At 73.6% G+C, this 16,208-nt stretch carries 16 protein-coding genes; 13 read left to right on the top strand and 3 right to left on the bottom strand.

All coding sequences use genetic code 11. The features are described from left to right. Nucleotides 1-83 precede the first annotated feature (83 nt). From DEI81_RS13395 to DEI81_RS13435, 9 genes are all read left to right on the top strand, one after another. Nucleotides 84-878, top strand: a complete 795-nt coding sequence (locus tag DEI81_RS13395) for an HAD family phosphatase (protein WP_111011226.1) — start codon at nucleotides 84-86, stop codon at nucleotides 876-878. After that, a complete protein-coding gene (locus DEI81_RS13400; protein WP_111011227.1) occupies nucleotides 875-3,382 on the top strand; it encodes a glycoside hydrolase family 65 protein in 2,508 nt (835 codons plus the stop codon). The genes DEI81_RS13395 and DEI81_RS13400 overlap by 4 nt, the downstream gene beginning before the upstream one ends. Further along, nucleotides 3,379-3,963 (top strand): DUF1697 domain-containing protein, encoded by a 585-nt coding sequence (locus tag DEI81_RS13405; protein WP_111011228.1) that lies wholly within the window; start codon nucleotides 3,379-3,381, stop codon nucleotides 3,961-3,963. Before DEI81_RS13400 ends, DEI81_RS13405 begins: the two co-directional genes overlap by 4 nt. An 82-nt stretch (nucleotides 3,964-4,045) precedes the next feature. Further along, on the top strand, nucleotides 4,046-4,513 hold the full coding sequence (locus DEI81_RS13410; RefSeq protein WP_111011229.1) for a hypothetical protein: 468 nt from the start codon (nucleotides 4,046-4,048) through the stop codon (nucleotides 4,511-4,513). 10 nt (nucleotides 4,514-4,523) lie between these two features. Beyond that, nucleotides 4,524-5,120 (top strand): GTP cyclohydrolase I, encoded by a 597-nt coding sequence (gene folE / locus DEI81_RS13415; RefSeq protein ID WP_258368732.1) that lies wholly within the window; start codon nucleotides 4,524-4,526, stop codon nucleotides 5,118-5,120. Next, entirely contained in the window at nucleotides 5,117-6,151 is a 1,035-nt protein-coding gene (gene folP / locus DEI81_RS13420; protein ID WP_111011231.1) for a dihydropteroate synthase, read from the top strand. The genes folE and folP overlap by 4 nt, the downstream gene beginning before the upstream one ends. Beyond that, on the top strand, nucleotides 6,148-7,065 hold the full coding sequence (locus DEI81_RS13425) for a pyrimidine reductase family protein (RefSeq protein ID WP_220035688.1): 918 nt from the start codon (nucleotides 6,148-6,150) through the stop codon (nucleotides 7,063-7,065). The genes folP and DEI81_RS13425 overlap by 4 nt, the downstream gene beginning before the upstream one ends. After that, on the top strand, nucleotides 7,065-7,727 hold the full coding sequence (locus DEI81_RS13430; protein ID WP_258368734.1) for an HAD-IA family hydrolase: 663 nt from the start codon (nucleotides 7,065-7,067) through the stop codon (nucleotides 7,725-7,727). The genes DEI81_RS13425 and DEI81_RS13430 overlap by 1 nt, the downstream gene beginning before the upstream one ends. 186 nt (nucleotides 7,728-7,913) lie before the next feature. Next, nucleotides 7,914-8,477, top strand: a complete 564-nt coding sequence (locus DEI81_RS13435; RefSeq protein WP_111011232.1) for a type 1 glutamine amidotransferase domain-containing protein — start codon at nucleotides 7,914-7,916, stop codon at nucleotides 8,475-8,477. Nucleotides 8,478-8,569: 92 nt separating this feature from the next. On the opposite strand, the gene DEI81_RS13440 is transcribed toward DEI81_RS13435, so the two are convergent. Then, nucleotides 8,570-9,175 carry an MOSC domain-containing protein gene (locus tag DEI81_RS13440; protein WP_258368735.1) on the bottom strand — a complete coding sequence of 202 codons (606 nt, stop codon included), beginning with the start codon at nucleotides 9,173-9,175 and terminating at the stop codon, nucleotides 8,570-8,572. A 160-nt stretch (nucleotides 9,176-9,335) separates the two neighbouring features. Between DEI81_RS13440 and DEI81_RS13445 the strand changes: the two genes are divergently transcribed. Together DEI81_RS13445 and DEI81_RS13450 are read left to right on the top strand one after the other, a co-directional pair. Then, nucleotides 9,336-10,952, top strand: a complete 1,617-nt coding sequence (locus tag DEI81_RS13445) for an AlkA N-terminal domain-containing protein (RefSeq protein ID WP_111011233.1) — start codon at nucleotides 9,336-9,338, stop codon at nucleotides 10,950-10,952. Continuing rightward, nucleotides 10,949-11,584 carry a methylated-DNA--[protein]-cysteine S-methyltransferase gene (locus DEI81_RS13450; protein ID WP_111011234.1) on the top strand — a complete coding sequence of 212 codons (636 nt, stop codon included), beginning with the start codon at nucleotides 10,949-10,951 and terminating at the stop codon, nucleotides 11,582-11,584. The genes DEI81_RS13445 and DEI81_RS13450 overlap by 4 nt, the downstream gene beginning before the upstream one ends. Before the next feature lie 124 nt (nucleotides 11,585-11,708). Here the strand turns inward: DEI81_RS13450 and DEI81_RS13455 are convergent, their stop codons facing one another. Then, complete coding sequence (locus DEI81_RS13455) at nucleotides 11,709-12,935, bottom strand: cobalamin-independent methionine synthase II family protein (protein ID WP_111011235.1); 1,227 nt, start codon at nucleotides 12,933-12,935, stop codon at nucleotides 11,709-11,711. A gap of 525 nt (nucleotides 12,936-13,460) precedes the next feature. Here DEI81_RS13455 and DEI81_RS13460 point away from each other — a divergent pair. Further along, nucleotides 13,461-14,285, top strand: a complete 825-nt coding sequence (locus DEI81_RS13460; RefSeq protein WP_181435428.1) for an alpha/beta fold hydrolase — start codon at nucleotides 13,461-13,463, stop codon at nucleotides 14,283-14,285. Between the two features lie 74 nt (nucleotides 14,286-14,359). Beyond that, entirely contained in the window at nucleotides 14,360-15,235 is an 876-nt protein-coding gene (locus DEI81_RS13465) for a hypothetical protein (protein ID WP_111011237.1), read from the top strand. 13 nt (nucleotides 15,236-15,248) lie between these two features. On the opposite strand, the gene DEI81_RS13470 is transcribed toward DEI81_RS13465, so the two are convergent. Further along, entirely contained in the window at nucleotides 15,249-16,058 is an 810-nt protein-coding gene (locus tag DEI81_RS13470; RefSeq protein WP_111011238.1) for a DUF4184 family protein, read from the bottom strand. Between the last annotated feature and the right edge of the window lie 150 nt (nucleotides 16,059-16,208).

The following is a 16,208-nucleotide window of genomic DNA, read 5'->3' on the forward strand; positions in this document are numbered from 1 at the left end:
CACGCCCTGGTCGGACTCCTACACTGGCCAGTCGCAGGAACCCCACCCCACCCCGCCACACCCCTCGGAAGGTCGATCGCCCGATGACCACCCCGTCCACACGCGTGCCCGGCAGCCTCGCCGAGCAGCGTGCGCTCCTCTTCGACCTCGACGGCGTCCTGACGCCCACCGCGGACGTCCACATGCGCGCATGGTCACGGCTGTTCACGCCGTACCTCGAGCAGCACGGGGTCGCCCCGTACACCGAGCAGGACTACTACGCGTACATCGACGGCAAGCCGCGCTACGACGGCGTCCGGTCCCTGCTCGTCGCGCGGGGGATCCAGGTCCCGGAGGGCGACCCGTCCGACGGCCCGGACGCCGACACGGTCTGTGGTCTCGGCAACCGGAAGAACGCCGCGTTCAACGCCGAGCTCGAGGAGAACGGCGTCCTGCCGTACCCCGGCTCCGCGCGGTTCCTCGACGCCGCCATCGCTGCCGGGTACCTCGTCGCGGTCGTCTCGAGTTCCGCGAACGCCCGGTCGGTCCTGCGCACCGCGGGGATCCTCGACCGCTTCCCCGTCGTGGTGGACGGCACCGTCGCGATCGCCGACCACCTGGCCGGCAAGCCGGCCCCCGACACCTTCGTCGACGCGGCGCACCGCCTCGGACTGACGCCGGCGTCGTGCGTCGTGTTCGAGGACGCCCTCGCCGGGGTCCAGGCCGGCCACGCCGGGGCCTTCGGACTCGTCGTCGGCGTCGATCGCGGTGCGGGCGCGGACGCCCTCCGCGCGCACGGCGCGGACGTCGTCGTGCCCGACCTCGCCGACCTCGTCGACGACCTGCCGGCTCCGGGCACCGTCACCCACCCCACGGACGCTCCCGGGAAGGACGCATGAACCCGATCACCGCGGATCCCCTTGACCGCACCCGCTACCCGATCGACGAGTGGGCGCTGGAAGAGGCCGAGTACGCCCCCGACGAGCAGGGCGTCGCCGAGACGCTGTTCGCGGTCGGCAACGGGTACCTCGGCCTCCGGGGGAACTTCGACGAGGGCCGGGGCGGGTTCTCGTACGGCACCTACGTGAACGGGTTCCACGAGATCTGGCCGATCCGCCACGCGGAAGAGGCCTTCGGGTTCGCGAAGGTGGGACAGACCATCGTCAACGCACCGGACGCCAAGGTGATCCGGCTCTACGTCGACGACGAACCCCTGGTCCTCGCCGAGGCCGACATCCTCCGGTACACGCGACGGCTCGAGTTCCGTGACGGCTACCTGCTCCGTGAGACCGAGTGGAGCACGCCCTCGGGTAAGCGCGTGCTCATCCGCTCGCGCCGACTCGTGTCGTTCGCCGACCGGCACTTCGCGGTCGTCGACTACGAGGTCACGATGCTCGACCACGATGCCTCCGTGCTGCTGTCGAGCCAGATCCTCAACCGCCAGGACGTGCCCGACGAGTACCACGCGATGATGCAGACCGCGGCGCCGATGTTCGACCCGCGCAAGGCGGAGCAGTTCACGAACCGCGTCCTGCAACCGCGCTTCCGGCGGAACACGGGCGAGCGGTCGCTGCTCGGTTACCAGACGTCGAGCTCGGGCATGACCATCTGCGTGGGGGCCGAGCACCGGCTCGAGACCGACAACACGTGGGACCACACCGCGCAGATCGACGACGACCTCGCCAAGCACGTGTACCGGATCACGGCCAAGGCCGGACAGCCGATCCGCCTCGTCAAGACGATCACGTACCACACGTCGCGCGGGGTCCCCGCCCGGGAGCTCGCCGATCGCTGCGACCGGACGCTCGACCGTGCGGCCGAGACCTCCGTGGACGACATGTTCGCGCACCAGCGGGCGTGGATGGACGACTTCTGGGCCCGGAGCGACGTCGAGATCCCGCACGAGCCCGGCCTGCAGCAGGCGGTCCGGTGGAACCTGTTCCAGCTCGCGCAGGCCACCGCCCGCACCGATGGCCACGGCATCGCGGCGAAGGGCGTGAGCGGCTCCGGGTACGGCGGCCACTACTTCTGGGACACCGAGGTCTACGTGCTGCCGTTCCTCAGCTACACGGCACCGATCGTCGCCCGGAACGCCATGCGGTTCCGCTACAACATGCTCGACGCCGCCCGTGACCGCGCTCGCGAGCTGAACCAGCGCGGCGCCCTGTTCCCGTGGCGCACGATCAACGGTCAGGAGTCGAGCGCGTACTACGCGGCCGGCACCGCGCAGTACCACATCGACGCCGACATCGCCCACGCGCTCATGCAGTACGTCCGGGCGAGCGGTGACCGCGAGTTCCTCAAGCGTGGGGCGATCGACATCCTCGTCGAGACCGCGCGCTTGTGGGAGGACCTCGGTTTCTGGCGGCGGAACGGCGACCGGAAGTTCCACATCGACGGCGTGACGGGCCCGGACGAGTACACCACCGTCGTCGACGACAACATGTACACGAACGTCATGGCCCGCGCGAACCTGTGGTTCGCCGTGAACGCGTGCCGTGAACTCCGTGCCGACGACCCGGTCGAGTTCTCGCGCATGGTCCGTCGTACGGGCCTGGACGAGTCGGAGATCGCGGGCTGGGCCGCGGCGGCCGAGGCCATGGAGATCCCGTTCGACCCGCACCGGGGCATCCACCCGCAGGACGCCCAGTTCCTCGACAAGGAGCTCTGGGACCTCGAGAAGACGCCGGAGTCGAAGCGCCCGCTCCTGCTGCACTACCACCCGCTCGTGATCTACCGGTTCCAGGTGCTCAAGCAGGCGGACGTCGTGCTCGCGCTGTTCCTGCAGGGCCACGAGTTCACGCCCGCCGAGAAGCGCCGCGACTTCGAGTACTACGACGCGCTGACCACCGGTGACTCGACGCTGTCGGCGGTCGTCCAGTCGATCATCGCGGCCGAGGTCGGGTACCACGAGCTCGCGGAGCAGTACTTCCTCACCTCGCTGTTCGTCGACCTCGCCGACCTGCACGGCAACACGTCCGACGGCGTCCACGTCGCCTCGACGGGCGGCGTCTGGGGTGCCCTCGTCAACGGCTTCGGCGGCATGCGCGACCACGGCGGCCGACTGACGTTCAATCCGCGGCTGCCGAAGACATGGCCCGGCCTGACCTTCCGGCTCACCGTGCAGGGGAACCGGATGCGCGTCGAGCTCGAACCGGATCGCATGACCTTCACGATCGAGCACGGCACCGAGGTCACGGTGTGGGTGCACAACGAGGAGTTCCTCGTCTCGGCGGACCACCCGCTCGTCGTCGAGCTCGGGCACCAGGGGCCGCGGCTCGAGGCGCACGCGCCGACGACGAGCGACATCCAGGGCACGCTCCGTGCCGACGGATCCGTCATCACCGCGTCCATCCCGACGATCTCGCTCGAGCGCGACGAGGTGGAGGCGCAGCCGTCGTGAGTGCACGCCGGGTCGCCGCCGACGCGGACGTCGGCACCCGCTGGGTGGCCCTGCTCCGCGGCGTGAACGTGGGCGGGGTCACCGTCCGGAACCCCGAACTCACCGCGGTCGTCGCGGGGATCGGCGGCACCGACGTCCGACCGGTGCTCGCGAGCGGCAACGTGGTGTTCACGGCCCCGGCGCCCGACGCCGGACCGGAGCACGCGGTCGCGCAGGACGCTGCGGAGGCGACCCTCCGGGACCGGCTCGAGCGCGGCCTCCAGGACCGGTTCGGCCGCCCGGTGCCCGTGGTGCTCGTGCGACAGGACCGACTGGCGGCGCTCGTCGACGCGTTCCCGTTCCCGGTCGACGCGGCGACGCACGCGTACGTCGTGTTCTCGTCGGACCAGGACGCCCTCGAGGCCCTCGTCGCCGACCCGGTGCAGCCGCCGGATCGGGTGGTCGTCGGCGACGGCGTCGTCTACTGGGCGTGCCCGAAGGGGTCGAGCACCGACACCCCGTTCGCCAAGCGTGCGGCCACGTCGCGGTTCCGCGCGACGACGACGACGCGGAACGTGAACACGCTCCGTCGCATGGCGTGACCGCGGCACCATGCGCCAGGGAAACGCGCCGGGGGACACCGCCCCGGGGGCGACCGGCAGCCACCCGAGTACAACGATCACCATGACGAACGAACGTCCCGACACCGACGGGCCCGACGCAGCCCATCGGATCCCGGAGGGGGTCGACGACGCCACGGTGGACGCCCTCGGCAAGCTGTCCGAGGGGCTCGAGGCGCTCGAGCACGCTCGCGGCCTGCTGTACGGCTTCCACCGCCTCACGGGTACGGCGGACCTCGCGATCGGTGAAGCGGTGGACCTGTTCCGCCAGGCCGGACACGACGACGTCGCCGACCGCATCGAGCGTGACGTCGTCGGCCGCAACGTCATCGCCGGCCGATGGACGTTCCAGATCGTCGAGGACTATGACGACGGCTACTGGTCGGTCGTGCGCGACGCCGAACGGGAGGCCCGCGAGCAGCTGGCCGGCGGCCGTCGCCACCTCTTCGAGGCCCGCATGAAGGAGCAGCGCCGCACCCACGGGGCGCCCCACCACGAGGCCCTGCCCGCCGATGTCGGCGAGCAGGTGTGATGATGGGGCGGTGAACGGACGCCAGGACCGGGCTCGCGTCGAGGCGGCCGTGCGCGAGCTCCTCGCCGGTGTCGGCGAGGACCCGACGCGTCCGGGCCTCCAGGCGACGCCCGCGCGGGTGGCGGACGCGTTCGCCGAGTTCTTCAGCGGCCTCGGGGTCGACGCGACCGACATCGTGCGACGCGGGGCGGTGCCGGCCGAGCCGGACGAGCTCGGTGAGGTCGTGATCGTGCGCGACGTCCGGTTCCGCTCGGTGTGTGAGCACCACCTGCTGCCGTTCCTCGGGGTCGCCCACCTGGCGTACGTGCCGGGCGAGCGGATCATCGGGCTCGGCACGCTCTCGCGAGTGGTCGACGCGATCGCCTCGCGGCCGCAGCTGCAGGAGCGGCTCGGGTCCGAGGTCGTGTCGGCCATCGCCGAGGGGCTCGACGCCCCGGGGGTGCTCGTCGTGCTCGACGCCGTGCACGCCTGCGTGACGACCCGTGGTGAGCGGCAGACGGCCAGTTCGACGGTGACCGTGGCGAGCAGCGGAGTCCTCGCGGACCCGGTCCGTCGGGCCGATGTCATCGCGCTCATCGGCGCGGCCGGCAGCGGAGCGGTGGCATGACGGCGGACGCGGCCGTGGGCCTCCCGACCGGCGCCGTGCTCGTGACCGAGCCCGAGCGCGCGGCCGACCCCGAGCGCGCGACCGGCCCTGAGCGCACGGCCGCCCCCGTGCTCGCGACCGGTGCCGTGCTCCCGCCGCTCCGCCACCCCGTCCGCAGGATCGGCCGCCGGACGTTCGACTTCGACCGGCGGATCGCCGTCATGGCGATCGTCAACCGCACCCCCGACTCGTTCCATGACCGAGGCGCCACGTTCGCGCTCGATCGAGCGGTCGCCGCAGCGGTGGCGGCGGCGGACGAGGGCGCGGACTGGGTGGACGTCGGCGGCGTCAAGTTCGCCCCCGGCCCCGAGGTGCCCGCGGACGAGGAGGCCGACCGCGTCGTGCCCGTGGTGCGCGCGCTCGTCCAGGCCTCGGACGTGGTCGTGTCCGTGGACACGTTCCGGCCCGAGGTCGCGGCGGCGGCGATCGCCGCGGGCGCCTCGGTCGTCAACGACACGACGGGGTTGTCGGATCCGCGGATGGCCGACGTCGTGGCCGACAGCGACGCGACGGTCGTCATCACCCACAGCCTGGCTGCCCCGCGGCAGGAGCACCCGATGCCGCGGTACGACGACGTCGTCGGCGACGTGGTCGCGTTCCTCCGGCGGCGGGTCGACCTCGCGCTCGAGCGTGGTGTGCCGGAGTCGCGGATCGTCGTCGACCCCGGACACGACCTCAACAAGACGACGGTGCACTCGCTCGAGTTGACCCGACGACTGGCCGAGGTCGCGGCGCTCGGGTTCCCGACCCTCGCGGCGGTGTCGAACAAGGACTTCGTCGGGGAGTCCCTGGGGCGGCCCCGGGGTGAACGGCTGGCGGGGTCGCTCGCGGCCGCGACCATGAGCGCGATGCTCGGCGCCCGGATCCTCCGCATGCACGACGTCCGTCCGGCGGTCGACGCGGCCCGCATGGTCGAGGCCGTGCTCGGCTGGCGCGCCCCCGTCGACCCGGTCCACAACCTGTTGCCCGAGGGCAACCGCCCGGTCGCATGAGCCCGGACGAGCACGCCGCCGACGAGCCCGCAGCCGCAGCCGCCGCCGGGGCGACGGACGCCGCCGCAGCCGCCGCCGGGGCGACGGACGCCGCCGCAGCCGCCGCCGGGGCGACGAACCCCGCCGCCGCCGCCGGGGCGACGGATGCCGCCGCCATCGAGCAGCTGTTCCCCGCCGCCGGCCCGGGACCGCTCGACGACGACGCACTCCTCGCCCTGTACGGCCGGGAGGCCCGACACCCCTCCCCGACGACGGCCGACGGCTGGGTGCGCGTCAACTTCGTGAGCAGTCTCGACGGCTCCGCCACCGCCGAGGGCGTCTCCGGTGGCCTCGGCGGCCCAGCCGACCTCCGCGTGTTCGACCTCCTGCGCCGCCTCGCGGACGTCGTCCTCGTCGCAGCCGGGACCGTCCGGAACGAGGGGTACGGGCCGATGCGCCTGCACGACGCGGACGTGGCGTGGCGGCGTGCGCGGGACCTCCCGGACCACCCCGCGTTCGCGATCGTCAGCGGGTCCCTGGCGCTCGATGCGGCGTCGCGGGTCTTCACGGAGGCACCGGTGCGACCGGTCGTCCTGACGCATGCGGAGGCACCCGCGGACCGACGCGCGGCGCTCGCCGCGGTCGCGGACGTCGTCGACTGCGGGGCGGACGCCGTGGACGTCGCGGTCGTCCGGCGGGCGCTGGTGGAGCGCGGCCTCGCCCAGATCCACTGCGAGGGCGGGCCCGGCCTCCTCGGGGCGCTCGTGGCGGCCGATGCGGTGGACGAGCTGTGCCTCACCGTCAGTCCGGTCCTCGAGGGCGGCGACGGCCCCCGGATCGCGCGGGGCGGTGCCGGACAGGGCCTCCGCTCGATGCGGCTCGCCCACGTCCTCCGCGCCGGCGACATGCTCCTGACGCGGTACCGTCGACCGTGATGCCGCATCACCTCGACCACGTCACCGCCGGGTTCCTGTTCGACATGGACGGCACCCTCGTCGACTCCACCGCGATCGTCGAGGCCGCCTGGGGGCGCTTCGGGGCGGAGCACGGCATCGACCCGCGCGAGATCCTCGCGTTCTCGCACGGTCGCCAGACCATCGACACCGTGACCCGGTTCCTGCCCGACCGGTCCCACGACGAACGGGTCGCCCTGTCGGCGGCGCTCGTGGCCGACGAGGTCCGTCGCACCGACGGCATCACCGAGGTCCCCGGCGCCGGCGCGCTCATGCGGACCCTCCTCGACCTCGGAGCGCCCGTCGCCCTCGTGACGAGCGCGCCGCGCGACCTCGCACTGAACCGGATGGTGGCGGCCGGCGTCCCCGTGCCCGAGGTGGTCGTCACCGCCGAGGACGTGCCGAACGGCAAGCCCGCTCCCGACTGCTACCGGCTCGGGGCCGAGATGCTCGGTCTCCCGCCCGGGGACTGCACCGCCTTCGAGGACGCTGAAGCGGGCCTCGTGTCCGCCGTGGCGTCGGGGGCCCACGTCGTCGTGGTCGGCGCGCACACGTCCCCGACGACCGAGGGTCTCGACCGCGTGACGGACCACACGCGCGTCACGGTGTCACGCGCAGACGCGGGCTTCCGCGTCCGGGGCTGAGCGCCCGCCGGGCCGGGAGCAGGTGCCGGGCCGAGCCGGTGTGCACCCGGGGGACGGGGCGCCTCCACGTCGGCTGCGACCTGCGGACGCTCGCGGGTGATCACGCCGACACTCGATGGAGCCGCCGGACACGACCCGACGGCGGCGCGGAGCCGATCCGGACCGCGCACCGACGGAAGGAGCACCATGGCCGACGAACTGAACGGCACGAAGATCCTCGTGATCGCCACGAACTACGGGGTCGAGCAGGACGAGATCGTCGTCCCGGTCGAGCAGCTCCGCGAGAAGGGCGCCGCGGTCACGATCGCCGCCAAGGAGCAGTCGCCCATCCAGACGCTCGTGGGCGACAAGGACCCGGGCCAGCAGGTGGACGTCGACCTCGCGCTCGACGAGGCCGACGAGAGCGACTACGACGCGATCCTCATCCCCGGCGGCACCATCAACGCCGACACACTGCGCCGCGAGCCGGGAGCGATCGCCCTCGTCACGGCGTTCGCCGACGCGGGCAAGCCCATCGCCGCGATCTGCCACGGTCCCTGGCTCCTGGTCGAGGCGGGCATCCTCCCCGGACGCACAATCACCTCGTTCCACACGCTGCAGACCGACATCCGCAACGCCGGCGCCGAGTGGGTGGACCGCGAGGTCGAGGTCGACGTCTCGGGGGGCTACACGCTCATCACCTCCCGCAACCCCGGCGACCTGCAGGCGTTCGTCCCCGCGATCGAAGGGGCGGTCGTCCCCGTCGGCTGACCCCGGCACGTCGAACACCCTGGTGCCCGTCGAACCGCGTGATCCCGCGGTTCGACGGGCACCACGCGGTTCGACGGCCACGCGAACCGTGCTCAGCCCAGCGGCACCGCCGCCCGGAGCGTCCCCGGGCCGAGCGTGAGCACGCCGTCGGTCAGCGGCTCGCAGCGGATCCCGCCCCGACCCCGCATCCCGCGGAACGCGCCCGGCCCGATCGCCACGTCCATCCACGCGCAGGGGTTCGCCGCACGGTGTCCCTGCAGCACGACCGGGCCCGACCCCGTGTCGATCGAGAACAGGACGCCGCGGAGGGCCTCGACGTCGACGCCGCGGAGCACCACGTTGCGTCGGGTGAGCGCCGGGTCCAGCGGGATGCCGAGTTCCGCCGCGAGCGCCTGGAGCGGCTCGGCCCCGATCACCGTGACGGACGCCTGCCGGTGCGCGGGGTGGCCGTGGAACCGGTCGCCGACGATCCCGAGCCCGGCCCGGACCGTGATCCGCTCGTGGAGCTCCGGTCCGTCCGCCGGGGCCGGACCGTCGGCGGGCCGGCCCTCGTAGCGGTGCCGCGGTGCGGCGAGCAGCAGCTCGACGGTCACCGGGTACGCGGTCGTCAGCAGTCCGGCCGGGAGGCCCGGAGTCGCGTCCGCCCCGTCGCGCGCGTCCGCCCCGTCGCCGGCGGGGTGCTCACCGCTCGCGTCCATGACACCCGACCGTACCTGTCGGCGTCCGCCGTGCCTCCCGGTCGAGGTGCGGAGGCGGACCGAGCGCGCCACTGCGCGCCCGCCGGGCCGATCCCGTCGACCCTGCCGCCGTGTCCGATTCCCGCTGGTTCGGGTCGGTGGCGCGTGTCAGGCTGGGAGCATGGACACGGGCGGGGGGACGGGCGCGACCTCCGACCCGCTCCACGCGGAGCGCTACCGCATCGCCGCGTCGCGCGACGCCCGCTTCGACGGCCAGTTCGTCACCGCCGTCCACTCGACGCGTATCTACTGCCGACCGAGCTGTCCCGCTCGCACGCCGCGGAGCTCGGGCGTCACGTTCTACCCCACGAGCGCGGCCGCGCACCTCGCCGGGTACCGCGCGTGCAAGCGGTGCCTGCCCGAGGCGAGCCCCGGCAGCCCCGCGTGGAACGTGCGCGAGGCGCATGGCGCCGCGCGCGCCATGCGCCTCGTGACGGACGGCGTGGTCGAGCGCGACGGAGTGCCGGCGCTCGCCGCACGCCTCGGGTACTCCCCGCGACACCTCACGCGGATCCTCGTGCAGGAGCTCGGCGCCGGGCCGAAGGCGCTGAGCCGCGCGCAGCGCGCCCAGCACGCCCGGACGCTGCTCACGACGTCGTCGCTGCCGGTCGCGGACGTCGCGTTCGCCGCCGGGTTCGGCAGCGTGCGGCAGTTCAACGACACCGTGCGCGAGGTCTTCGGGCTCACCCCGACCGCGCTGCGGGCGCGGAGTGGACGCGCGGCGCCGACGCCGGACGGGGCGCTCCGCGTCCACCTGCCCGCGCGACCGCCGTTCGACGCCCACGGCCTCTTCGCCTGGTTCGCCGCCCGCGCGCTGCCCGGCGTCGAGGTCGCGGCCACCGCCGCGGATCCCGGCGGCGCCCGCTACGAGCGGGTCGTGCGACTGCCGGGAGGCCCGGCCTGGTTCGCCGCGACCCCCGCCGACCCGGGGCCCTCCGGCCGCGGTACCGGCATCGACCTCGAGGTCCGGATGACGACGCTGTCCGACCTCCCGACCCTCGTCGCGCGCGTCCGGTCCCTGTTCGACCTGGACGCGGACCCGGTCGCGGTGGACGCCCTGCTCGGAGTGGTCCCGGAGCTGGCGTCGTCGGTGGCCGCCGTGCCGGGCATCCGGGTGCCGGGGGCGCTCGACGCCGACGAGCTCGTCGTCCGGGCGGTCCTCGGGCAGCAGGTGCGCGTCGCCGCGGCGCGGACGGCGCTCGGTCGTGTGGTGGACGCCCTCGGAGAGCCGGTGCCCGACACCGTCGCGCCCGGGATGCGGATGTTCCCGACGGCCGCCGTACTCGCGGATGCCGTGGGGCGACAGCTCGTCGCCGAGGCGGGAGCGGGGTCGGCGCCGCCGGGCGACGCGGAGCGGGTCATCCGCGGTCCCCGAGCCCGTGTCGCGACGCTGCACCGGGTCGCGGCGGGGCTCGCCGACGGATCGCTCGTCGTGGACCGGGCCGCGACGCTGGACGACCTCCGCGCGCGACTGCTCGCCGTGCCCGGGGTCGGGCCCTGGACCGCCGCGTACGTCGCGCTCCGGGTCCGGCACCACCCCGATCTCCTCCTCCCCAAGGACGTCGCCGTGCGGAACGGTGCACAGGCCCTCGGGATCCCCGACGACCCGCGCGGACTCTCCGTATGGTCGTCGGCACTCGCTCCCTGGCGGAGCTACCTGACCATGCACCTCTGGCGCGCTGCCGCACGCACCCCGCCGGACCAGGGGCATCGACCGAACGGAAGGCACATCCCATGAGCACGATCGACCTGCGGCCCGAACCGGCCGCGTCGGAGTCGGCGTCCGTCGTACCGGACGCGGCATCCCCGCTCCGGTCGTCCGACGCCGTCGTGGTCCCGCCCGAGCCTCGCGCGGCGACGACGGTCGCGCGCGTCGCCACCCTCGCGACGCCCGACGGTCCGTTCACCGTGCTCGAGGACGGCGACGGCACGGTCCTCGCGTCCGGATGGACGGCGGAGGCCACCGAGGTCCTCGCCCGGCTGGCGGAGCGCCACCGACCGGTGGTCGTCGTGCCGGGTGCGGTGGCGTCGGCCACGGCGGTCCAGGCCTACTACGACGGCGACGTCGAACCGGCCATGCAGGTGCGCGTCCGGCAGTTCGGCACGGAACTGTTCGCCGAGGGCTGGCGGCAGCTCCGGCTCGTGCCGGCGGGCACCGTGCTCACGTACACGCAGCTCGCCGCGGCCATGGGGCGTCCGGAGGCCGTGCGCGCCGCGGCGAGCGTCTGCGCCCGGAACGCACCGGCACTGTTCGTGCCCTGCCACCGGGTGCTCCGGAGCAACGGCGGCCTCGGGGGCTTCGCCTGGGGCGAGCACGTCAAACGGTCCCTGCTCGAGCGCGAGGCCGACCTCGCCGCGCGGACGGTCTGACGACCGAGCACGGATCGCGGCGGCCGCGAGGACGGACGGCCCGACCCCCAGGAGGGGCCGGGACGACGGACGGCCCGACCCTCAGGAGGGGCCGGGCCGTCCGGTCAGCGCGATGTGTGACGGCTCAGAACAGCTTCGCCGAGGCCCGTCGGGCGCCCTCGCCGAGCGACTCGAGCTTGGCGGCGGCGATCGAGGGGTGGACGCGGCCGCCCAGACCACAGTCGGTCCCGGCGATGACCCGCTCGCGGCCGACGAACTCGGCGAACCGCTCGATCCGCTGCGCGACCAGGTCCGGGTGCTCGACGACGTTCGTGGCGTGGCCGACCACACCCGGGATGATCACCTTGCCGTCCGGCAGCTCGGTGTCCTCCCAGACGGTCCACTCGTGCTCGTGGCGGGCGTTCGCGGCCTCGAACGAGTAGGCGCTCGCGTCGATGTCGAGCATGAGGTCCACGATGTGACGGAGTTCGATGTCCGTCGTGTGGGGTCCGTGCCACGAGCCCCAGCACAGGTGGAACCGCACGCGCGAGGTGTCCAGGCCGCGGAGTGCGTGGTTGAGGGCCTCGACCCGGATCCGGGTGAACGCGCGGTAGTCCTCGACGCTCGGCTCGGGGTTGATCTGGTCCCAGTTCTCGGCGATCGAGGGGTCGTCGATCTGCAGCGAGAGCCCCGCGTCGAGGATGATCCGGTACTCCTCGCGGAGAGCGTCGGCCCAGGCCCAGATGTGCTCTTCCTCGGTCGCGTAGTACTCGTTCGCGACGCGGGCACCGGAACCGGGCGAGAGCGCGGTGATGAACCCGTTGTCGACGTCGTTCGCCTCGAGCGCGTGCTTGAGGTTCGCGGCGTCGGTGCGGGCGGCCTCGTGGCCCGTGTAGACGATCGGCCCCGTCGTCGTGGGGAACGCGGTCGCGTTCTTGCCGACCCCGATCCCGCTCTCCGGGTCCTGGTAGGCGTCCCGGAAGGCGATCCAGTCCCGTCGGTCGGGGAACGAGGTCAGGCGGACGTGCCCCGGCTCCGAGCGGACGGGCTCCTGCGTGAAGATGTTCTCCTCGGTCAGGGACAGGCCGCTGACGCGCTGGAACGAGTAGCCCCACCAGGCGCCGTAGTCGACCGAACTCGACATCGCCTTGCCGTACTCGCCGTCGCCGGGTTGGGTGATCCCGAGCCGGACCTGCCGGGCGACCACGTCGTCGACGGCGGCACTCGTCAGGGCGCGGACCTCGTCGGTGGTCTGCAGGGTGAACCCGTCCTCGGCGAGCGGTCGCGCGGCGTTCGCGGCGATGAGCTCGGGGGTACGGGGAAGGGAACCGGCCGTGGTGGCCTGGATGTGTGTGGTGTTCTCGAATGACATGCGTGCGCTCCTCGGGGACGGAGTCGTCGTGCGACTCCCTCGGGCAGTGGGACGTCGCAGGCGTGCGCGGCGGCCGTCCACGACGGGAGCGGTCGACGCCGCGCGCGAGGCTTCGCGTGGTGCGCTGCGTGGAGGCAAGCGTGCCACGGGTCCGGCGCCGCACGGCATCTGTTACGCCACGCGACGGACGCGATCGCCGACGCCACCCGAACTGGGGTCAAGCGCGATCCCATCGGTCCGGAACCCCGCATCGAAGGCATGGCGAGAAGTGCCCGGCGCTCGGCGTCGGGGAGCCCCCAGGGCCGAGGGCGCACCCGTTCGGGTCGGGTCGCCGTCGCCTCGGGGCCGGTCCGTTCGGGTGACCGGCCCCGGGGGCTTCGTCCGGACGACGGCTCCGCTCCGTGCCGGAGGCGCGACGACCACCCCTGGTTGCGGGTGATGACGCGTCGGGAGTGCGCTGACAGAATCGGGAGCGCCTTCCCCGGAAGCGCCCCAACCACGCGCCATCCCGTCCAGAGGACCTCCATGCACGTCGAACCCGCTGAGCGCACCGTCGTCTCCGCGGACGGCACTGCGATCGCGACGTCCACCACGGGCAGCGGGCCGGCGCTCGTGCTCGTCGCCGGGCCGTTCGACCACCGCGCCTTCGGGGCCCTCACCGATACCGCCACGGCCCTCGCCGAGCACTTCACCGTCACCTGGTACGACCGCCGTGGCCGGGGCGAGAGCGGTGGCGGGCTGGCCGAGGCGCAGCGCGAGGTCGAGGACCTCGAGGCCGTCATCGCCGCTGCGGGCGGGCGACCGTCCGTCGTGGGCCTCTGCGCCGGGGCCGGGTTGGTCCTCCTGGCCGCTGCGGGCGGAGCGCCGATCGAGCGAGCGGTCGCCTGGGAGCCGCCGTACCGCGCGTCGGTCGATCCGCGGTTCCCGGACCCCGAGCGCATCACGGCCCTCGTCCGTGGCGGTCGTGCCGCGGCAGCGGTGCGGTTCTTCCTGCGTCGCGTGCTCGGCACGCCCTGGCTCGCGCCCGTCGTCCTGCGGATGCAGCGCCCGGCGTGGGCCGGTCTGCTCGCCGGTGCCGCGACCCTCCCGAACGACGTCCACGTCATGACCGGGTTCGCCCTGCCGACCGAGGTCCTCGCCCGCATCACGACACCCGTGCTCGTCATGACCGGCGGATCGAGCCCCGACTGGCTCAAGCTCGCGGCCCACGCGGCGGTCGAGGCCGTGCCGGGGTCGGAGCACACCGTGCTGCAGGACCAGGCGCACGTCGTCAACGGTGCCGCGCTGGCCGAGGGCGTCGTCCCGTTCCTCCTGCGGGAGCGGGTGGAGGAGCCCGACCCGCTCGGCTGACCTCGGTCGGCGCGTCACCAGGGAGCGCGTCGGTCCGCGTCCGTCCCTCGGCGTTCGCCTGGGAGGATGGACGGATGACGACCCCTCCGCGCCTCGGTCTGCTCCTCGACGTCGACGGTCCGATCGCCAGTCCGGTGTCGCGGACGATCGCCATCCCGTCCATCGTCGAGGACCTCGTGGCACTGGCGGCCCAGGGGATCCCGGTCGTGTTCAACACCGGGCGCAGCGACGCGTTCATCCGCGAGCAGGTCGTCGGGCCGTTGCTCGCCGGCGGTCTCGCGTCCGGTGGTCGGGTGCACGCCGTGTGCGAGAAGGGCGCGGTCTGGTGCTCGATCGACCCGCGGTTCGACGGCGGGATGAGCGCGATCGAGGTCGCCGAGGACCTCGCGCTCCCGGTGGACTTCGCCGACGAGATGCGCGCCCTCGTCGCCGACACCTTCGCCGACGTCGTCTTCTACGACGAGACGAAGCGGGCGATGGTCTCGATCGAGCAGCGGGTCGACGTTCCGAGTGCGACGTTCCTGGCCCGGCAGCCCGACCTCGACGCCAGCGCGATGGACGCCCTCGTCCGCCGCGGGTACGGGGTGCGGCGCCTCGACGACGTCCGCGCGGCCGACGACGGCAGCGTCACCTGGCGCATCGACCCGACGATCATCTCCACCGACATCGAGTCCGCCCGCACCGGCAAGGACATGGGAGCGGAGCGTGCGCTCGAGCTCCTGGCCGACGACGGCGCCCTGCCCGCGACCTGGCGCACGGTCGGTGACTCCCGGAGCGACTACGCCATGGCGGACTGGCTGCACGAGCACGGGCACGATGTCGCGCACGTGGACGTCCGCCCGGCTGACGGTGTGCCCGAGACCCCGTACCCGGTCCTCACCGCGCCCGACGGCGTCATCCACGACGAGGCGGGAGCCCGGTTCCTGCGCACCTGGGTCACGGCCCCCTGACGAATCCGCCCGGTCACCGGCCGCGGGGCACGACCCGATCCGGCGCCCGTCCCACGCGCACCAGCGCGAGGCCGACGGCCGTCAGCACGAGCAGCACCGCGCACACCCGCACGGCCAGGATCGCCGCCCAGCCGAGCACGCCCTCCGCGCTCGATCCGACCAGGAGGAGCGGGGCAGCTCCGACGATCGTCACCAGCCCCGCGACCGCCAGCAGTGCGACGCGCAGCCCCCGTGCGATCCCCGCGGGCAGTCGTCGTGTTCGCGGTACCGGGGGCGTCCGGCGCAGCCAGAGCACGAACGCGACGGCGAGCACGAGCATCCCACCCACCGAACACGTGTTCTGCACCAGGTCGTACACGGGGTGGCCGTGGATCGACGCACGGAGGACCGCGATCCGCGCGACCGACCACCCGTGCCGGTGCGTGAACGAGTCCCACGCGACGTGGCTGTAGACGCCGGCGATCACGGTGGCGAGCACCAGCGCCAGCCGACCCACCCGCGCGGCGGGCGTCCGGGACCGGAAGGCGGACCACGCACTCGTCGGGTCGTCCCAGGACGCGGGCAGTCGGTCGTGCACCGACCGGGGTTGGATCGCGGTGAACGCCCATCGGAGCCCGAAGGTCCACGCGGCCAGGGCGATGAGTGCGACCGGCGTGGACACCGTCAGCGCGCCGAGTGCCGAGTGCGTCACCCCGTACGCGGGCAGCTCCGGGACGAAGAGCACCGCGTCCGGTGCCATGGCACCGACGGCGAGGGCTGCTGCGGGAACCCGGGTCCCGCGGAACGGCAGCGCCACGATCGTGTGGCTGACGGTGAACGGCATGCGCGGATGATGGCACACCGGCACCAGGAGGAACCGGGCCGAGGTTGCGCGACACCCGTGGATCAGCCGCGACGTCGAACCGTCGGGGGACAGACACGCTGAGCGGACTCCCGGAAATGGGAGCCCGGGCAGGAGCGCGCGGGTACGGTC

Origin of the sequence: Curtobacterium sp. MCBD17_013 (genome assembly GCF_003234565.1) — a bacterium.
In the GTDB taxonomy this organism is placed as follows: domain Bacteria; phylum Actinomycetota; class Actinomycetes; order Actinomycetales; family Microbacteriaceae; genus Curtobacterium.